Here is a 16,766-nt window from a genome sequence, read left to right on the forward strand (position 1 = left end):
CTTCGTGCTCGCCGAGCACGAGACGCTGCCACTGTGGATGAGAAGCAGTGGATCGTGCTGAATCAGGCCCTTGCCGCGGGCGAGCCGGTCGAGCGGAGCGCCCACATCGCCCGGATCGCCGCAATGACCCAGTGGGCCCGCGCAGAGGTCGAGACCGCCGCGAACGCCCTGCTGGCCAGTGCTCTGCTGACCACCACACCCCACGGACTACTCGAGCTCACCGACACCGGCAAGGCCGTGGCGAGTAAGCGACGGGTTTCTCGTCAGTTTGCGCCGACTCGGCGTGAAGTCAGGCGCGGGCGACGTGGAATGCGGTGACGGAGGCTTCGGCCTCGTCGAGCTCGGACCAGTCGCCGTCATAAGCGAGCACCGCGACGGCGGAGGTCGGGAAGCCGAGGGCGAGCTCGTTGCCGGCCTCGTCGTCGCCCTCGCCGTCGTCCAGAAGCTGTACGAGCGAGAACACGGTCGGGTTGTGACCGATCACCACGACCGTCGAGATGCCGTCATCGATCCCGCGGATCAGGTCGAGGGCGGTGGAGGTGCCGGCGGCGTACAGACCCTGGTCGTACTCGGCCAGCGTCAGGTCCCACGACGCCCCGAGCGCGACGTCCTCCCAGGTCTGGGTGGCGCGGTCGGCCGCCGAGACCAGCACGTAGTCCGGGACCACGCCCTGCTCGGCCAGCCACGCCCCCGCTGCGACCGCGTCGGCATGGCCGCGCTCGGTCAGCTGCCGCTCGTAGTCGGTGGGTGCCGACGTCTCGGCCTTGGCGTGCCGCATGATGACAAGGGTCCGCATGCGGCAACCCTATGGCCTCACGCACCCAGCGAGTGATAGCCCCCGTCGACATGGATGATCTCGCCGGTGGTCGCCGGGAAGAAGTCCGAGATCAGCGCGCAGACGGCCTTCGCGGTCGGGGCCTGGTCGGTGTTGTCCCAGCCCAGCGGCGCGCGGCTGCCCCAGCCCACGTCGAGCTCCTCGAAGCCCGGGATCGCCTTGGCGGCGAGGGTCTTGAGCGGCCCCGCGGAGACGAGGTTGCAGCGGATCCCGTCGGGACCGAGGTCGCGGGCGAGGTAGCGCGAGGTCGACTCGAGCGCGGCCTTGGCGACACCCATCCAGTCGTACGCAGGCCAGGCGATCGTCGCGTCGAAGGTCAGCCCCACGATCGACGAGCCCGGAGACAGGAGCGGCCGGGTCGCCATCGCGAGCGACTTCAGCGAGTAGGCGCTGACCTGGACCGCCTGGGAGACGTCCTCCCAGGGCCCGTCGAGGAACTTGCCGCCGAGGAGCGTCTCGGGGTTGCCGTACGCGATCGAGTGCACGACCCCGTCGAGCCGCTCGACACCCTCGGCCCGGAGCGCGTCGGCGAGGCCGTCGAGGTGCTCCTGGTTGGTCACGTCGAGGTCGAGGACCGGCGGCTCCTCGGGGAGCCGCTTGGCGATCCGCTTGGTGATCGACAGTGCGCGTCCGAAGTTGGAGATCAGGACGCGGGCGCCCTGCTCCTGGGCGACCTTGGCCACCGCGAAGCCGATCGAGGAGTCCATCGTGACCCCAGCGACGAGAACAGTCTTGCCGTCCAACAAACCCATGATCAGTGCCCCATTCCAAGTCCGCCGTCGACCGGGATCACGGCCCCGGTCACATAACCCGCATCAGCCAACCACGTCACGGCCGAGGCCACCTCGTCCGGTGACGCGTAGCGCCCCAGCGGCACCCGCTCCGTGATCGCCTTCTGCTGCTCATCGGTGAGCACCGCGGTCATCTCGGTCTCCACGAAACCAGGCGCGACCACGTTGGCGGTGATCCCCCGCGAGCCGAGCTCACGCGCGAGCGAGCGGGCCATCCCGACCAGCCCGGCCTTCGACGCCGCGTAGTTGACCTGGCCCGGGTTGCCCATCAGCCCGACGACCGAGGAGATGAAGATGATCCGCCCGCGGCGCAGCCGCAGCATGCCCTTCGAGGCACGCTTGGCGAGCCGGAAGGACGCGGTCAGGTTGGTGTCGATCACGGAGGTGAAGTCCTCCTCCGACATCCGGAGGACGAGGGTGTCCTTCGTGATCCCGGCATTGGCGACGAGGACCTCGACGGGTCCGTGGGCGGCCTCGGCGGCGGCGTACGCCTCCTCGACGGCGGCCGGGTCGGTGATGTCACACACCAGGTCCAGGGCCCCTTCCGGAGCCCCGCCCTTGCGGGAGGTCACGGCCACCTTGTCGCCGTTGGCCACGAAAGCCTCGGCGATCGCCTGGCCGATGCCGCGGCTGCCGCCGGTCACCAGCACCGAGCGCGGTGTCTTGGTTGTGGGGTTCTCACTGTCAGTCACAGGCGCGACGGTAGCGATTACTTCGGCGTACGACCAATGCCTTGGATTTGCTTGTGAGAACCCTCCAAGGTCTTTCGGAGCGCCCCTGTTGGGACCACACCATTGACCGGGTGCCATCGGCCACGACCTAGACTGGCGGTATGTCCAAGGCGCAACCCATCAGGATCACCACCGCCGGCCGTAGCCGCGCCGAGGACATCGCAATGCGTCAGAAGCGCTACGCGATCTCGATGTCGATCCGTTCGCTGTGCTTCATCGGTGCCGTGATCGCCGGTCTGGCCGGTATCGGCTGGCTGTGGCCGATCCTGATCGCGGGGGCGCTGATCCTGCCCTACATCGCGGTCGTCATGGCCAACGCGACCAACACCAAGAGCGACGAGATGAACCTGATGGACTCGCCCTACGGTCCGCGCCAGCTCTCCAGCGGACGCGAGCAGCAGCTGCGCGAGAAGGACGAGGACTGATGGGCGCGCTCGACTCCGACCTGTGCTCGGCCAAGGGCTGCCAGGACGCCGGTTCGTGGGAGCTGCAGTGGAACAATCCCAAGATCCACACGGCCGATCGGCGTAAGATCTGGCTCGCGTGCGAGACGCACAAGGAGTCGCTCAGCGACTTCCTGGGAGCGCGCGGATTCCTCAAGGACGTCGTCCCTCACTAGCTGTTCCCTCGGAGAGGTCGTGCGATGAACCCGATCCCTGTGCTCCTCGACTGCGACCCCGGCCACGACGACGCCATCGCGATCCTGCTGGCCCTGGGCAGCCCCCACATCGACCTGCTCGGCATCACCACCACCTTCGGCAACTGCCGGGTGGAGAAGGCGACCTACAACGCCCAACGGATCCTGGCGTTGGCGCGTCGGCCCGATGTCCCGGTCGCCACCGGAGCCGCCGCGCCGCTGGCCGGCGAGGCCCACATCGGCGACTTCATCCACGGTGCGACCGGGATCGACGGGCCAGACCTTCCCGAACCGCTCGCTGCGCCGGTCCCGCTCGGGGCGGTCGAGTTCCTGCGTACGTCCCTCCTGGCCGCCCCCGACCCCGTCACCGTCGTCGCCACCGGGCCGATCACCAACGTCGCGGTGCTGCTGCGCGACCATCCCGAGGTCGGTCCGAAGATCGCCGAGATCGTCTTCATGGGCGGCTCGACCGAGCGCGGCAACACGACGCCGGCCGCCGAGTTCAACGCGTACGCCGACCCCGAGGCGCTCGACCTCGTCCTCTCCAGCGGCCTCCCGATCCGGATGGTCGGGCTCAATCTGTCCCACCAGGCGCTGGCGACTCCCGAGGTCGTCGCGCGGATGCGGGCGATGGATCATCCGGTCGGCCGCGCGTGCGCCGACCTGATGGGCTTCTTCGGCGGCACCTACTCCGACGTCTTCGACTTCGCCGCTCCCCCGGTCCACGACCCCTGCACCATCGCCGCTCTCATCGACCCCGGCCTGATCACCTGGCACAAGTCCTTCGTGGCCGCCGAGACCGAAGGCCGCTGGACCCGCGGCGCCACCGTCGTCGACCTCCACGGCCGCCTCGACGAGCCACCCAACGCCCAGGTCGCGATCACCCTCGACGTCGAGGGCTACTGGGACCTCGTACTCGACGCCCTCGACCGCGTCGGCTCCTGACGCCGAGGCGGCTGGTGGTCAGCCGCCGATGGCGGACATGGGGCGGTCGGGCTGCAGGAAGCCGAGGTCGTCGATGCCGTGGCCGGCGCGCTTGCCGGCCATCGCGGTGACCCACCGGGCGGCGAGATCGCCGTCGGAGGCGCCGGCACGAAGTGGCGTACGCAGGTCCGACTCGGAGAGCGCGAACAGACAGTCGCGCACCTGCCCGTCGGCGGTGAGGCGGACCCGGTCGCAGTCGCCGCAGAAGGGGCGGGTGACGGAGGCGATGATGCCGACCTTCGCCGGGCCGCCGTCGACGTGGAAGAGCTCGGCGGGGGCGCTGCCGCGGGGCTCTTCGGCGGGAGTCAGCTCGAAGGCCGCCGACAGCGCCGCGAGGGTCTCGTCGGCGGTCACCATCTTGTCGCGCGACCAGCCGTGCTGGGCGTCGAGAGGCATCTGCTCGATGAACCGCAGCTCGTAGCCACGCTCGACCGACCAGCCGAGCAGCTCGGCGGCCTGGTCGTCGTTGACTCCCCGCAGCAGGACCGCGTTGATCTTGACCGGGCCCAGACCGGCGTCGGCGGCAGCCTCCAGCCCGGCGACCACGTCGGCCAGCCGGTCGCGGCGGGTGATCTCGGCGAAGGTCTCGGCCCGGATCGAGTCCAGCGAAACGTTGACCCGGTCGAGCCCGGCCTCGGCGAGGGACCCGGCCATCTTGGCCAGCCCCAGCGCGTTGGTCGTGATCGAGAGCTCCGCCTCGGGAGCGACCTCGCGGGTGCGCGCGATGATCGAGACCAGCCCGCGCCGCACCAGCGGCTCCCCACCAGTGAACCGCACCTCGCGGACCCCGAGCTGCCCGGTGGCGACGCCGATCAGCCGCACCACCTCGTCGTCGGTGAGCACCTCGTCGCCGGGCAGCCAGTCGAGACCTTCCGCCGGCATGCAGTAGGTGCACCGCAGGTTGCAGCGGTCGGTCAGAGAGACCCGCAGATCCGTCGCGACCCGGTCGAACCGGTCAACAAGCCTCGGCTGGGTCAGATCTGTCGGGGAGGTCCTCATCACACCAGTCTAGGCAGCCGCGACCCAGAACGTGAGCAACGACCGCATGCCAGTTAGTCTCATACGGTGAGTTCGTTCCGTTTCCTGCTCAGCCGTCGCTGGGCCGGTTTCACGGTGTTCGTCCTGATCCTGGCCTACGGGACCTGGTGGCTGGGCCAGTGGCAGTTCGACCGTCTCGAGGACCGCAAGGCCAGCAACCAGATCGTCCGTGTCAACGAGCACGCCGAGCCCGCGCCCGTCTCCGACGTACTCGCCCCAGGCGAGAAGGTCGCCGAGAAGGACGAGTGGCGGCGGGTGACCGCGACCGGGACGTACGCGGTCGACGACACGATCATCTGGCGTTACCGCACCCCCGACGACGCGAAGGGCATCGACATCGTCGTCCCGCTGGTGCTCGCCGACGGCAACGCGGTGCTCGTCGACCGCGGTTGGCTCCAGACGGAGTCGCAGGACGAGTTCGAGGACCTCCCGGCCCCGCCGTCGGGCGAGGTCACGATTACCGGCTGGGTACGCGCCGACGGCACCGGCGACTCCACCGACGTCGCCCAGGTCGACGGCTACCACGCCACCCGCGCGCTCTCCTCGACCCAGGTCGCGAAGGTGGTCGACGAGCCGCTCCTGACCGGCTGGCTCCACCTCGACACCGAGTCCCCCGAGCCCACCACCCAGCTGCGCCAGGCCGACCTCCCCGAGCTCGACAACGGCCCCCACTTCTTCTACGGACTGCAGTGGTGGTTCTTCGGCGTTCTTGCCATCGCCGGCTTCTTCTACCTGATGTACGACGAGCGGCGCACCCAGCGCCAGGACGCGCCTGCACAAGACGATGACACCGCCGACGGCGATGAGCCGGCCGATGAACGAAGCCGCAAGAAGGCCGCCAAGCTCGCCCAGAAGCAGGCCGTGAAGGCGGCCTACCAGGCGGCGTACGAGAAGGAACGGGCCCGTCGATAAACCCCCGGCGGCATGTCGGTCTCTCAGCTACCCTGCACGCTGTGTCAGCCGCACGGAACTTTCAGGTCGACCTCCACGGGCTCGTTGACCTCCTTTCCCATCACCTCTACTCCAGCCCGCGCGTCTACCTGCGCGAACTTCTCCAGAACGCCGCGGATGCGATCACAGCGCGGCGTTTGGTGGACCCCGAGGCCCCTGCTGAGATCCACATCCGGACGATCCCCGGCGGTCTGGAAGTCAGCGACTCGGGCATCGGACTGACGGCCGACCAGGTCTCCGAACTGCTCGCCACCATCGGACGCAGCTCGAAACGCGACGAGATCGGCTTCGCGCGCGAGGAGTTCCTGGGACAGTTCGGGATCGGAATGCTGTCGGCGTTCATGGTGGCCGACGAGATCGCGGTGACCACGAAAGCAGCGAGCGCTGCGACCACATTGTGGGTGGGCACCGCCGACGGCCGCTACACCGTCACAGAGGCGCCTGATCGTGAGGCCATCGGAACAACGGTCTCGCTGACCGCGAGACGGAACGCTGAGCAATGGGTGGTTCCCCAGTCCGTACGCGACCTGGCGCTCTACTTCGGATCGATGCTGCCCGTGCAAATCACCGTCGACGACGAGCTGGTCAGTGACGGCCTGGCTCCCTGGGACCGAGTCGGGACGGCCGGCGAACGCAATGCCCGACTGGTCGGCTACGCGCAGGAAGAACTCGGCTTCACCCCGTTCGACGTCATCAACCTGAAGGTGCCGGACGCCGGCCTCGACGGGGTCGCCTTCGTGCTGCCGTTCCCGGCGAACCCCGCCGAGCGCGCTACCCACCGCGTCTACCTCAAGCGGATGCTCCTCTCCGATGGGCTGGAAGGTTTGCTGCCCGAGTGGGCCTTCTTCGTACGCTGCCTCGTCGACACCTCCGAGCTGCGGCCCACCGCGAGCAGGGAGGCTCTCTACGATGGCCCGCATCTCGAGGAGACCAAAGAAGCCCTTGCCGACCAACTGCGTGGTTGGTTGGTCCGGCTCGGCGCCACCAACCCCAAGCGGTTGAACGAGTTCCTCCGGATCCACCAGCTCGGAGTGAAGGCGCTCGCGTTGCACGACGACGCGATGATGGAGCTGGTCGAGCGGTTCGTGCCCTTCGAGACCAACCAGGGTCGGATGACGCTCCACGAGGTCCGCGAGCGAGCCGAGGAGATCCGCTACGTCGCCTCGATCGACGAGTTCCGGCAGATCGCGGGCGTGGCGGCTGCACAGGGCGTACTCCTCGTCGATGCCGGCTACACCTACGACGCCGACCTCCTCGAGCGGCTCGCGGCGGTGCACCCGGACGTCAACGTGGCCCGGTTCGATCCGACCGAGCTGGCCACCGCATTCGAGGCGCTCGACCCGGCTATCGAGCTGGCACTTCGGCCGTTCGTCGCAGCCGCGGAGGAGGCCCTGGCCACGGTGGGCTGCGAAGTGGTCGTGCGCGCCTTCGACCCGCCCACCTTGCCGGTTCTCTACCTCGTCGACCGCTCAGCGGCGTTCGCTGCGGAGTTGCGCGCCACACGTGACAAGGTCGACGGACTGTGGGCCGGGGTGCTCGGCGCCCTGGACACCCACGACGAGTCCAAGCCACAGCTCGTCCTCAACCACCGAAGCCCACTCGTGCGCCGCCTCGCCTCGTTCGCCGACAACGGCGTCGTGGGACTGGCGATCGAGGGTCTCTACGGGCACGCGCTCATGCTCGGCCACCACCCGATCCGCCCCGCCGACTCCGCCCTCGTCAACCGCTCGTTCCTCGGTCTGCTCGAGCAGGCCGTCCCCGCCTCCGCCAAGGACACGCCGTGACCGACCTGCACGACTTCTTCCACCAAGCCCAGAACCTCCCGTACGGCGCCGCGCGCACCGCCGCACTCGAGGCCGTCGTCCAACGGGCCGACGCCGAGGCGCCGGAGTCGACGCTACCGTTCGAGGCACGGATCCAGTTGACATACGCGTATCGGCGCAGTGGCGAGACGCTGAAGTCGTTCGTCCCGTTCGCGTGGTGCACCTCCGCCTACGACGCCGACCCAGCGCGATACGCCGACCAGACCCACTCGTTCCTATGGGCGATGAAGTGGCAGCCGGCCACCCTCACCTCGTTCCCGGAGGTACCGATGAACCAGGCGATGGCGGTGCTCGCGGACATGGAGCGCCGCTTCCGCGCCGGCGGCCACAGCCTGTTCGCCGTCCACCAACTGCGGCTCGATATTCTCCAGCACCTCGGCAAGGCGGAAGAGGCCGCCGAGGAGTACCGACTATGGGGCCTGACACAGCGCGACGACCTGTCCGACTGTGCCGCCTGTGTGCCCTCCGCCGAGGTCGACTATCTGACCTGGGCGGGGCGTCATCAGGATGCGATCCGGATCGGTGACCCAGTGCTCAAGGGCCAGGCGTCTTGCTCCGAGCAGCCCCAGAGCCTGCTGACCCACCTGCTACCGGCCTACGTAGCCGGTGGCCGCCTCGACGAGGCTGCCTCGGCTCATCGGCGTGCCTACCAGGCGCTGCGCAACGACCGTGGCGCGCTCGGGTCCATCAGCAGCCACATCCAGTTCCTCGCCCGCACGGGCAACTCAGTGCACGCGCTGGCGATCATCGAGCGACACCTCGGCTGGCTGGACGCCGCGGACACACCGTCGGCGGAGATGCACTTCTCAGCGCATGCCAGCCGCGCCCTCGGCCTGCTTCCGGATGACACCGCAGTCCGCGACCATGGCGTCATCCGTCCTGCTGCTGAGCTCGCCGCCGAGCTCGCCGAGCGGGCTCGGGCTCTCGCGGCCAAGTTCGACGCCCGCAACGGCAACGGCCACGTCTCCGGGCTGATCGAGGGCTCACTCAGCGCTGAAGCGTGGGTCGAGGAGCTGCCGCTCTCAGCGACCGCCCGGCGGGCCGCCGAGATCCGGCACAAGGCCACACCTCGTCCCGTCGACCCGGTCCAAACCGAGGCCCCCGCCGTCGACTTGACACCTGATGGCCTGCTCGACCATTTCGACGCACGCTGGATGGCCAAGGACCGCGAAGGCGCCGCGCTGGCGATCAACCGTTTCGAGGCCGAGGTCGCCGAGGATGACCGCACCCTTCAACAGGCGGGCCGCCTGCTGGAGGCCAATGGCCTGATGGCTCAGCGTGACGGTCTGGAGGGTGCCGTCGAGCAGTGGCGGCAGGCGCTCGAGCTGCTCGACGGGGTCGATGATCTGCGCGCGCTGCGGTGCCGTGGCCGGATCGGATACGTCCTCGGCCAGCTCGGGCAGGTCGAGGAGGGCATCCTGGTCGGCGAGGAACCGCTGCGTCGACTCATGACCGAGGACACCGCCGATCGTCGCCCCGCGTGGGCGGGCCGCCTTGGCGTACTCCTGATCCAAGCCGACCGGCCAGGGGAGGTCGAGCAGGTCGTTGGTCCGTACGCCGAGGAAAATGACGACGCCGACGAGCGGGCCTGGGCCGCGCAGGTCCGCGCCGATGCGGCTCTGGCGGTCGTTCTGGAAGCGGCGGAGAGCAACGGCGATCCCGAAGCGCATCGAGAGGGGATCACCCAGGTCGCCGCGCGCTACGACCAGGCGGTCGCCGCTGCTCAGGTGGCCGGTGGCACCGCCGAGATCCAGGCCCTGTGGAGCCGTGGCCGGTTCCGGCTTTTCAACCAGCCTGACGCCGAAGAGGGAGCAGCCGACGACCTGACCGAGGCGGCTGCTCAGGCCGGGGCGCTCGGTATGCGCAACGGCAACCTGATGCTCGACCTCTTGCAGGCCCTGCTCGACGCCGGACGCAACGAGGAGGCGGCCCACGCTGGCGAGGAGGCCGACCCACTGGTCCCCGACGATGGCCCCGAGCGGCATTCCGTCCACCATCTGCTCGCCGTCGCCTACGACCGGCTCGGCCAGTCTGAGACCGCCCTCGAGCACATCTCCACCCGCCTGGTGCTGCTGGCGTCCAGCGACCCCGAGGAAACCGACGAGACGTCCAACTCCGACCGCGCGGTGCTGCACGATTGGCGTGGCAAGCTGCTCGACCGGCTCGACCGCGACACCGAGGCCGCCGATGCCCATGAGCTGGCAGCGAGCATCTTCGACCGGATCGGTGATCGCAACCAACAGTTCCTGAACCTGCGGCGTGCCGCCACCAGTGCCTCATGGACCGGTGACGAGGATCGGTCCACCGCGCTGCGCGAACAGGCCCGAGCACTCCTGCCCCGCCTGACCGAGGACGGCGCGCACCCTGCCTACCTCACCTTCCAGGAAGGTGGACTGGCCTGGGACGGCGCCCGCGCCGCCCACCACGCCGGGCGGACCGAGGTCGCCATCGGACTGCTCCACGAAGCCGAGCGGCTCTACCGCGAGAGCGGGCAGGATGCGTACGCCTTCGACGCCGTCGTCTATCGAGCGCAGCTCGGAGATCCGGTCCCGAGCGCGGACCTGCAGGCGGTCTTCGAAAGCGCTGAGGAGGGCAGCGGATTCTGGCGCAGCTCCGGCTACCAGCTCGTCGACGCTCTTCGCCGGGAGGAGAACACCGTCGCCGCGGACGAGCTGCAGGCGAGGCTCGACGGCTGATCTGGGACAGACGCGCCGACTCGGCGGGCTAGCGGCGGAACTGCGTCTCGTAGAGCTCCGCGTAGAGCCCGCCCGCGGCGAGCAGCGACTGGTGGGTACCGGACTCGACGACCCGTCCGTCCTCGACGACGAGGATGCGGTCGGCGGCGCGGATGGTGGAGAGCCGGTGGGCGATCACGATGGACGTACGTCCCTCCAGCGCGGCGTCCAGAGCGGTCTGTACCGCGGCCTCCGACTCGGAGTCGAGGTGGGCGGTGGCCTCGTCGAGCACCACGATGTGGGGAGCCTTCAGCAGCAGGCGGGCGATCGCGAGGCGCTGGCGCTCGCCACCGGAGAGCCGGTAGCCGCGGTCGCCGACGACGGTGTCGAGACCGTCCGGGAGGCCCTTGATGACGTTGGCGACCTGGGCGGCCTCCAGAGCGGCCCAGATGTCGTCGTCGGAGGCGCCGGGGCGGGCGTAGAGCAGGTTGCCGCGCACCGTGTCGTGGAACATGTGGGCATCCTGGGTCACGTAGCCGACCGCGGCCTCGAGCGACTCCAGGGTCACATCGCGCACGTCGAGGCCGCCGACCTCGACCGAGCCGGAGCGTACGTCGTAGAGCCGTGCGATCAGGTGGGTGATCGTCGACTTCCCAGCACCGGAGGGTCCGACCAGGGCGACCATCTCCCCCGGTTCGGCCACGAAGTCGATGTCGGTCAGCACCTCGCGCACCTCCCGGCTCTCCGGGCGCGCGATCGTCTCGAGGGAGGCGAGCGAGACCTCGTCGGCGCGCGGGTAGGTGAAGGCGACATGGCTGAACCGCACCGAGGCGGCGTCGGCCGGCACCTCGGCTGCGTCCGGCTTCTCCTTGATCAGCGAGGGCAGGTCGAGGACCTCGAAGACGCGGTCGAAGCTGACCAGCGCGGTCATCACGTCGATGCGTACGTTGGAGAGCGCCTGCAGCGGCCCCAGCAGCCTCACCAGCAACAGACCGAGCGCGGTCAGGGTGCCGAGCGTGACGTCGCCCTGGATCACCATCCAGCCGCCGACGCCGTAGACCAGCGCGGTCGCCAGCGCCGGGACCACCTGCATGGTCGCCCCGAACAGGCGGGTCAGCAGCGCGATCCGGATCCCCAGCCGGCGTACGACATCGGCTCGCTGGGCGAAGGCGGCGTCCTCCTCCTCGCGGCGGCCGAAGAGCTTGAGCAACAGGGCGCCGCCGACGTTGAACCGTTCGGTCATCGTCGTCGCCAGCGCCGCGTTGCCGTCCATCTGCTCGCGGGCCAGGCCGGCCAGGCGGCGTCCGACCCATCGCGAGGTCAGGAACAGGATCGGGAACAGCGCGACGCACATCAGCGTCACCTGCCACGACAGCACCAGCATCGCCGCGCCGACCACGGCCAGCGAGATCAGATTGGAGACGCTGTTGGACAGGGTCGAGGTGAAGGCCCGCTGCGCACCGAGCACGTCGGTGTTGAGGCGGCTGACCAGCGCGCCCGTCTGCGCCCGGGTGAAGAAAGCCAGCGACTGGCGTTGGACGTGGCCGAAGACCTGGGTGCGCAGGTCGAAGATGAGTCCTTCGCCGATGCGGGTCGAGAGCCAGCCCGAGACGATCCCGAAGCCCATGTCGACCACGGCCACCAGCGCCATCGCCGCGGCCAGCCAGACCACCAGCGAGACGTTCTTCTCGAGCACACCGTCGTCGATGAGGCGCTGGGTCAGCAGCGGGGTCACCACTACGAGCGCGGCGTCGAAGACCGTGAAAACCAGGAACGCGCTGATCAGGGCCCGGTGAGGCCCGGCGTAGGAAATGACTCGCTTCAGCGTGCCCTTCGGCAATCCGCGCTCGAGAACCGTCCGGTCGGCGCGCAGGTTGCGCATGATTCCGCCGCCGCCCATCGCCCCGCCGCTCGCACCGAAGCCTGGACCCATTTGTGACACCCCGTCACTTTAGTCGCCCGGCCCCATTCGGCCGCTTTGGGATGCTTCGTCGAAATATGGTCAAAATCACCTCGGGTAGGTGACCAAGCGCTCTGTTGGTGGTATGAAGTGGAGCGCGTGTGTGCGCCGGTCTCCGGGGGCTGGATCAGGATTCGTCCAGACTGCCCTGAACCCGCGGGTTCATGCCCTGACTGTTCACCCCCACACCAGGTGCCCTGACATGACCCGACCACTCCTGGCCCGACTCCACCGAGCCGGTCCATGGTTCTGCAGTACCGCGATCCTCCTCTTCGTCGCGCTCTCCCCCGTCATCTTCGTCACCGCCTCCGGTGACCAGTGGTTCTGGCGCTGGATCGTCGCCGGCGTACCTGTCGTCGCCCTCACCCTGTGGCTCACCGCGATGGCCTACGACACCCCTGCCGAATCCGTAGGAGCGGCGGCCGAGTCTGCAGAAGTGGACGACGAGTCCGCGGTTGTTGCGATCGAGTCGGCAGATCCGGACGCCGAGACGACAGTTTCGTCACCCACAAGTGCGGACTCGATCACCGAAAGTGCGGACTCGGTCCCCACAAGTACGGATTCGGCTGGACCGGCTGGGAGGGGTGGGGATGCCGGGATGCGGGTGGCGGTGTTGTCGCTGTCTCGCAAGGTGCAGGCGTCGGCGCACCGGATCCAGGAGGAGTCGACGCGGATGGTGGCCAAGTTCCCGGCCGAGCCGGACGTGCTCGAGGCGGGGATGCGGGTCGACCACGCGGCGGCGCAGCAGGCGCGCCTGGCGCAGAGCATCGCCACGCTGTGCGGGGAGCAGCCCGGGCAGCACTGGCGCGACCCGCTCGCGATCGCCGATGTCGTACGCGGCGCGGCCGGTCGGATCACCGCATACCGCCGGGTCCGGGTGGAGGGCGACCCGCCGATCGCCGTCCAGGGCGCTTACGTCGAGCCGCTGATCCACCTCGTCGCCGAGCTCCTCGCCAACGCGACCCAGTCCTCGCCGCCGGCGACGGAGGTGCTGGTCACCATCCGTTCCGTACGCCGCGGGGCGGCCCTCGAGATCGACGACGCGGGCGTCGGCATGGACGAGACCAACCTGGCCTGGATGCGGGAGATCGCCTCGGGCACCCGGCAGGTTCGCCTGCACGACCTCGGCGAGATCCCGCAGACCGGCCTGGCGGTGGTCGGCACCTATGTACGCCGCCACGGGTTCCGCGTCGACCTGACCGAGTCCGTCCACGGTGGCCTGCGGGTCGCCGTGCTGGTTCCCGAGGCGATGATCACCCCGCTCAGCCCGACCGCGGCCGCGCTCGTGCCGGTCGCGCCGCGTACGCCGACCTCGACCCCCGCCCCGGCCGCGCTCCTGACGAAGGCGCCGAAGGCACCAGCCCCGACGACCACGCCGCCGACGCCGGCCTGGCCCGTCTACAGCAACGCGAAGGCGCCCGATCCCGTGCCGGACCACGAGCAGCGTGAACCGTCGCTGTTCACCTCCGACGGCCTGCCACAGCGCCGCTCGAAGCGCGGCCAGCGCTTCGCGACCGGACAACAGCTCGCGGCGAGCCAGCCCATCCCAGCGCGCCCCGAGCCGACCGCCGAGCAGGCGGGCGCCTGGATGAGCAGCTTCCTCAGCACCCCGGCCACACCCGCGGCCGGCACGACCATCCCACACCAGGCCGTCGAGCCTAAGGACGGCAGCACCGCCGCGGAGACCGATTCCGCACCCGAGAACCACTGGAGGAACCATGACCGATGAGAACAGCTGGATGCTGGAGCTGGTCGCGGGAGTACGCGGCGTACGTCATGTCGTGGTCCTCTCCGCCGACGGGCTCGTCCGGGTCCGCACGAGCCAGACCCCGCGCGAGGAGGCCGACAAGCTGGCCGCGGCGTGCGCCGGCCTGACCTCGCTCGGCCACGGGATCAGCCGCCAGTTCGGCGCCGACGCCCACCCCCGTCAGGTGATGGTCGAGTTCAACGGCGGCTTCCTGTTCATCCGTGGCGCCGGCGACGGCTCCCGCCTCGCGGTGGTCACCGAGATGAGCATCGACCCGGCGCTGGTCGCCCAGCAGATGCAGGCGACCGTCCTGATGCTCGGGGAGCGCGCTATGAGCACCCCGAGACGCTCGATCTGAGCCGATCCGAGCCGATGCCCGACGCTTCTGACGACTATGTCGACCACCCGATCCGGTCCTACGTCCGGACGGGCGGGCGTGCCCGCCCGACCCACCGGCTGACGCCGGCGACGCTCCTGATCGGCCACACCAGCCCGGCGGCCACGCCCGCATCGGTGGGCCGTCAGGAGCGCGAGGTCCTCTCCCAGTGCCTCGGCGTGATCTCCATGGCAGAGATGGCCGTCCATCTCGGCCAGCCGGTCAGCGTCCTGGCGGTGATCGCCTCGGACATGATCGACGCCGGCCTGATCGGCGTACGCCCCGACAGCGACACCGCCGCCGGCCCCTCCCGCGAAACCCTCCAGAAGGTCCTGCATGCTCTCAACCACCTCTGACGGCAACCACGGCCGAAGCGGAGCCCGAGGCGATCAGCACTATCTGGCGCCGACGGTCGTCGAGTCGGTCAAGATCCTGGTGGTCGGCTCCTTCGGAGTCGGCAAGACCACGCTGATCGGCTCGGTCAGCGAGATCGAGCCGCTGCGCACCGAGGAGACGATCACCCAGGCCAGCGAGGGGATCGACGAGGTCGCGGCGACCCCGGAGAAGACGACGACCACGGTGGCGATGGACTTCGGCCGGATCACCCTGACCGACGAGATCGCGCTCTACCTGTTCGGCACCCCCGGCCAGCGCCGCTTCTGGGACCTGTGGTCCGGCCTCGCCGAGGGCGCCGCCGGCGCCCTGGTCCTGGTCGACACCCGCCGGCTGGCCGACTCCTTCGAGGTGCTGGACCAGCTCGAGACGCGTACGTCCCTGCCGTTCGTGGTCGCGATCAACCAGTTCCCCGGCGCGCCGAACTACGAGCCCGACCAGATCCGCACGGCGCTCGACCTCGATGACGAGACCCCGATCGTGGTGTGCAACGCCAAGAACCGCAACGCCTGCGTCCGAGCGCTCGCCGCGCTCGTGCGCCACGCCCTCAAGACGCACTGACCCGACCCACGACCGAACAGGCACCATCGCGATGACTCCCACCCGCACCGTACGTCTCGCCGACCTCACCGACCTCGTCCAAGCTCCCGACACCGTCGGCCCGCAGGCGAGAGAGGTGCACCAACGGCTCCGGGCCGAGTGGGGTCCGGTCGCCCCCGGCGAGCTCTCCCCCGGCGTACGCCTCTGGTTCGCGATGGGCTACGCCGAGTTCAGCGAGGTCATCCGCAACGAGGAGGTCTTCTCCCGCAACGGCGACAACTGGAGCGCGGTACAGGAGGGCAAGATCCTGCCGGACATGCCGATCTACCCCTTCGTGACCACCCGGCAGAACTCCTTCCACAACGACGGCGAGCTCCGCCGGCGGCTGCGCTCGCCGGTCGACCGGGCCCTCTCGCGGGTCGACGAGCACGGCTACGCCGCGCAGGTACGCGGCATCTGCAACGACCTCGTCGACGACATGCTCGAGCGCGGTGAGGCCGATCTGGTCCAGGAGTACGCCGTCCTGATCCCGCTGCTCTCGGTCGCCGCGATGTTCGGCATGGGCCACGAGGTCGGCGACTCGATGCGCAAGGCCGCCCACAAGGTCCTCGGTGGCGGCCAGCTCGCCCAGGAGGGGGTCATCGAGCTCGCGGTGGAGATCGTCGACCACATCGCCAAGCGCCGCCGGGACCCCCAGGACGACCTCACCTCGCACCTGATCGACGACCCTGGGCTGTGGGACGACAACGAGGTCATGGAGGCGATGATCGTGATGATCATCGCCGGCAACGAGCTGACCATCGCGACAATCACCCAGACCCTGCTGCTGATGCTCTCCGACGAGCGTTTCGCCGGCCGTCTGCGCGGCGGCCGCCTCGACGTCGACCAGGCGATCGAGGAGGTCATGTGGCGCGACCCACCGTGCTACAACATCACCCCGCGGTTCGCGCTGCGCGACGTCGAGCTCGGCGGTCAGCTGATCCGTAAGGGCGACGCCGTGGTGCCGTGCATCGCGGCGGCCAACGCCGACCCGCTGATGACCGGTGGCGACCCGTGGCTGGAGATCGGCAACCGTGCCCACATGTCGTGGAGCGCCGGCCCCCACTCCTGCCCCGCCCAGCGGCCGGGCACGATCATCGTGCAGGCGGCCGTACGCACCGTCTTGGAGCGCCTCCCCGAGGTCTCCCTCGCGGTGCCGGCCGACCAGGTCGAGCGCAACACCGACTCGCTCTCCTACCGCTACCCGACCTCGATGCCGGTGACGTTCGTCCGCACGCTGAACTGA

17 protein-coding genes are annotated in these 16,766 nt (G+C 69.5%); 12 read left to right on the forward strand and 5 right to left on the reverse strand.

Annotation, left to right across the window (positions count from 1 at the left end; genetic code table 11):
• The first annotated feature begins 33 nt into the window (after positions 1 to 33).
• Complete coding sequence (locus tag AB0F44_RS19520) at positions 34 to 318, forward strand: hypothetical protein (protein WP_357358181.1); 285 nt, start codon at positions 34 to 36, stop codon at positions 316 to 318.
• Here AB0F44_RS19520 and AB0F44_RS19525 read toward each other — a convergent pair.
• Genes AB0F44_RS19525 through fabG form a run of 3 tightly spaced genes read right to left on the reverse strand, consistent with a single transcriptional unit; the run spans position 290 to position 2,318 of the window.
• Positions 290 to 796, reverse strand: coding sequence for a histidine phosphatase family protein (locus tag AB0F44_RS19525; protein ID WP_357358183.1), 507 nt, complete (start codon positions 794 to 796; stop codon positions 290 to 292). The genes AB0F44_RS19520 and AB0F44_RS19525 overlap by 29 nt on opposite strands.
• A 17-nt stretch (positions 797 to 813) precedes the next feature.
• Positions 814 to 1,587 carry an enoyl-ACP reductase FabI gene (gene fabI / locus AB0F44_RS19530; RefSeq protein ID WP_357358185.1) on the reverse strand — a complete coding sequence of 258 codons (774 nt, stop codon included), beginning with the start codon at positions 1,585 to 1,587 and terminating at the stop codon, positions 814 to 816.
• A gap of 2 nt (positions 1,588 to 1,589) precedes the next feature.
• Entirely contained in the window at positions 1,590 to 2,318 is a 729-nt protein-coding gene (gene fabG, locus AB0F44_RS19535; RefSeq protein ID WP_357358187.1) for a 3-oxoacyl-ACP reductase FabG, read from the reverse strand.
• Between the two features lie 140 nt (positions 2,319 to 2,458).
• On the opposite strand from fabG, the gene AB0F44_RS19540 reads away from it, so the two are divergent.
• From AB0F44_RS19540 to AB0F44_RS19550, 3 genes are read left to right on the forward strand one after another with little or no spacing between them, the layout of a single operon-like run.
• Complete coding sequence (locus tag AB0F44_RS19540) at positions 2,459 to 2,782, forward strand: DUF3099 domain-containing protein (RefSeq protein WP_357358189.1); 324 nt, start codon at positions 2,459 to 2,461, stop codon at positions 2,780 to 2,782.
• Positions 2,782 to 2,976, forward strand: coding sequence for an acetone carboxylase (locus AB0F44_RS19545; RefSeq protein ID WP_141805036.1), 195 nt, complete (start codon positions 2,782 to 2,784; stop codon positions 2,974 to 2,976). The genes AB0F44_RS19540 and AB0F44_RS19545 overlap by 1 nt, the downstream gene beginning before the upstream one ends.
• 24 nt (positions 2,977 to 3,000) lie before the next feature.
• Positions 3,001 to 3,939 (forward strand): nucleoside hydrolase, encoded by a 939-nt coding sequence (locus AB0F44_RS19550; protein WP_357358191.1) that lies wholly within the window; start codon positions 3,001 to 3,003, stop codon positions 3,937 to 3,939.
• Between the two features lie 18 nt (positions 3,940 to 3,957).
• Here the strand turns inward: AB0F44_RS19550 and moaA are convergent, their stop codons facing one another.
• On the reverse strand, positions 3,958 to 4,977 hold the full coding sequence (gene moaA / locus AB0F44_RS19555; protein WP_357358193.1) for a GTP 3',8-cyclase MoaA: 1,020 nt from the start codon (positions 4,975 to 4,977) through the stop codon (positions 3,958 to 3,960).
• Between the two features lie 66 nt (positions 4,978 to 5,043).
• Here moaA and AB0F44_RS19560 point away from each other — a divergent pair, with 66 nt between their 5' ends.
• The 3 genes from AB0F44_RS19560 to AB0F44_RS19570 are packed head-to-tail and all read left to right on the forward strand — an operon-like array spanning position 5,044 to position 10,486.
• Positions 5,044 to 5,928, forward strand: coding sequence for an SURF1 family cytochrome oxidase biogenesis protein (locus tag AB0F44_RS19560; RefSeq protein WP_357358195.1), 885 nt, complete (start codon positions 5,044 to 5,046; stop codon positions 5,926 to 5,928).
• 41 nt (positions 5,929 to 5,969) lie between these two features.
• The gene (locus AB0F44_RS19565; RefSeq protein ID WP_357358197.1) at positions 5,970 to 7,751 is read left to right on the forward strand and encodes an HSP90 family protein; all 1,782 of its coding nucleotides are present in this window, start codon (positions 5,970 to 5,972) and stop codon (positions 7,749 to 7,751) included.
• Entirely contained in the window at positions 7,748 to 10,486 is a 2,739-nt protein-coding gene (locus tag AB0F44_RS19570; protein WP_357358199.1) for a hypothetical protein, read from the forward strand. The genes AB0F44_RS19565 and AB0F44_RS19570 overlap by 4 nt, the downstream gene beginning before the upstream one ends.
• 28 nt (positions 10,487 to 10,514) lie before the next feature.
• Here the strand turns inward: AB0F44_RS19570 and AB0F44_RS19575 are convergent, their stop codons facing one another.
• Positions 10,515 to 12,398: an ABC transporter ATP-binding protein gene (locus AB0F44_RS19575; protein ID WP_357358347.1), complete on the reverse strand. Its 1,884-nt coding sequence runs from the start codon at positions 12,396 to 12,398 to the stop codon at positions 10,515 to 10,517.
• A 229-nt stretch (positions 12,399 to 12,627) separates the two neighbouring features.
• Here AB0F44_RS19575 and AB0F44_RS19580 point away from each other — a divergent pair, with 229 nt between their 5' ends.
• From AB0F44_RS19580 to AB0F44_RS19600, 5 genes are read left to right on the forward strand one after another with little or no spacing between them, the layout of a single operon-like run.
• Positions 12,628 to 14,154, forward strand: a complete 1,527-nt coding sequence (locus AB0F44_RS19580) for an ATP-binding protein (protein WP_357358201.1) — start codon at positions 12,628 to 12,630, stop codon at positions 14,152 to 14,154.
• The gene (locus tag AB0F44_RS19585) at positions 14,144 to 14,530 is read left to right on the forward strand and encodes a roadblock/LC7 domain-containing protein (protein WP_357358203.1); all 387 of its coding nucleotides are present in this window, start codon (positions 14,144 to 14,146) and stop codon (positions 14,528 to 14,530) included. Before AB0F44_RS19580 ends, AB0F44_RS19585 begins: the two co-directional genes overlap by 11 nt.
• A gap of 14 nt (positions 14,531 to 14,544) precedes the next feature.
• Positions 14,545 to 14,904 (forward strand): DUF742 domain-containing protein, encoded by a 360-nt coding sequence (locus tag AB0F44_RS19590; protein WP_357358205.1) that lies wholly within the window; start codon positions 14,545 to 14,547, stop codon positions 14,902 to 14,904.
• Positions 14,885 to 15,502, forward strand: coding sequence for an ATP/GTP-binding protein (locus AB0F44_RS19595; RefSeq protein WP_357358207.1), 618 nt, complete (start codon positions 14,885 to 14,887; stop codon positions 15,500 to 15,502). Before AB0F44_RS19590 ends, AB0F44_RS19595 begins: the two co-directional genes overlap by 20 nt.
• A 31-nt stretch (positions 15,503 to 15,533) precedes the next feature.
• Positions 15,534 to 16,766 carry a hypothetical protein gene (locus AB0F44_RS19600; RefSeq protein WP_357358208.1) on the forward strand — a complete coding sequence of 411 codons (1,233 nt, stop codon included), beginning with the start codon at positions 15,534 to 15,536 and terminating at the stop codon, positions 16,764 to 16,766.

It is taken from the genome of Nocardioides sp. NPDC023903 (assembly GCF_040639295.1).
Lineage (GTDB): Bacteria > Actinomycetota > Actinomycetes > Propionibacteriales > Nocardioidaceae > Nocardioides.

Excerpts from the sequence above, each read along its gene's own strand:
- AB0F44_RS19525 (WP_357358183.1), bottom strand. The coding sequence starts at position 796 with ATGCGGACCCTTGTCATCATGCGGCACGCCAAGGCCGAGACGTCGGCA.
- AB0F44_RS19595 (WP_357358207.1), top strand. The coding sequence starts at position 14,885 with ATGCTCTCAACCACCTCTGACGGCAACCACGGCCGAAGCGGAGCCCGA.
- fabI (WP_357358185.1), bottom strand. The coding sequence starts at position 1,587 with ATGGGTTTGTTGGACGGCAAGACTGTTCTCGTCGCTGGGGTCACGATG.
- AB0F44_RS19575 (WP_357358347.1), bottom strand. The coding sequence starts at position 12,398 with ATGGGTCCAGGCTTCGGTGCGAGCGGCGGGGCGATGGGCGGCGGCGGA.
- AB0F44_RS19540 (WP_357358189.1), top strand. The coding sequence starts at position 2,459 with ATGTCCAAGGCGCAACCCATCAGGATCACCACCGCCGGCCGTAGCCGC.
- AB0F44_RS19600 (WP_357358208.1), top strand. The coding sequence starts at position 15,534 with ATGACTCCCACCCGCACCGTACGTCTCGCCGACCTCACCGACCTCGTC.
- moaA (WP_357358193.1), bottom strand. The coding sequence starts at position 4,977 with ATGAGGACCTCCCCGACAGATCTGACCCAGCCGAGGCTTGTTGACCGG.
- AB0F44_RS19590 (WP_357358205.1), top strand. The coding sequence starts at position 14,545 with ATGCCCGACGCTTCTGACGACTATGTCGACCACCCGATCCGGTCCTAC.
- AB0F44_RS19545 (WP_141805036.1), top strand. The coding sequence starts at position 2,782 with ATGGGCGCGCTCGACTCCGACCTGTGCTCGGCCAAGGGCTGCCAGGAC.
- AB0F44_RS19585 (WP_357358203.1), top strand. The coding sequence starts at position 14,144 with ATGACCGATGAGAACAGCTGGATGCTGGAGCTGGTCGCGGGAGTACGC.
- AB0F44_RS19550 (WP_357358191.1), top strand. The coding sequence starts at position 3,001 with ATGAACCCGATCCCTGTGCTCCTCGACTGCGACCCCGGCCACGACGAC.
- AB0F44_RS19580 (WP_357358201.1), top strand. The coding sequence starts at position 12,628 with ATGACCCGACCACTCCTGGCCCGACTCCACCGAGCCGGTCCATGGTTC.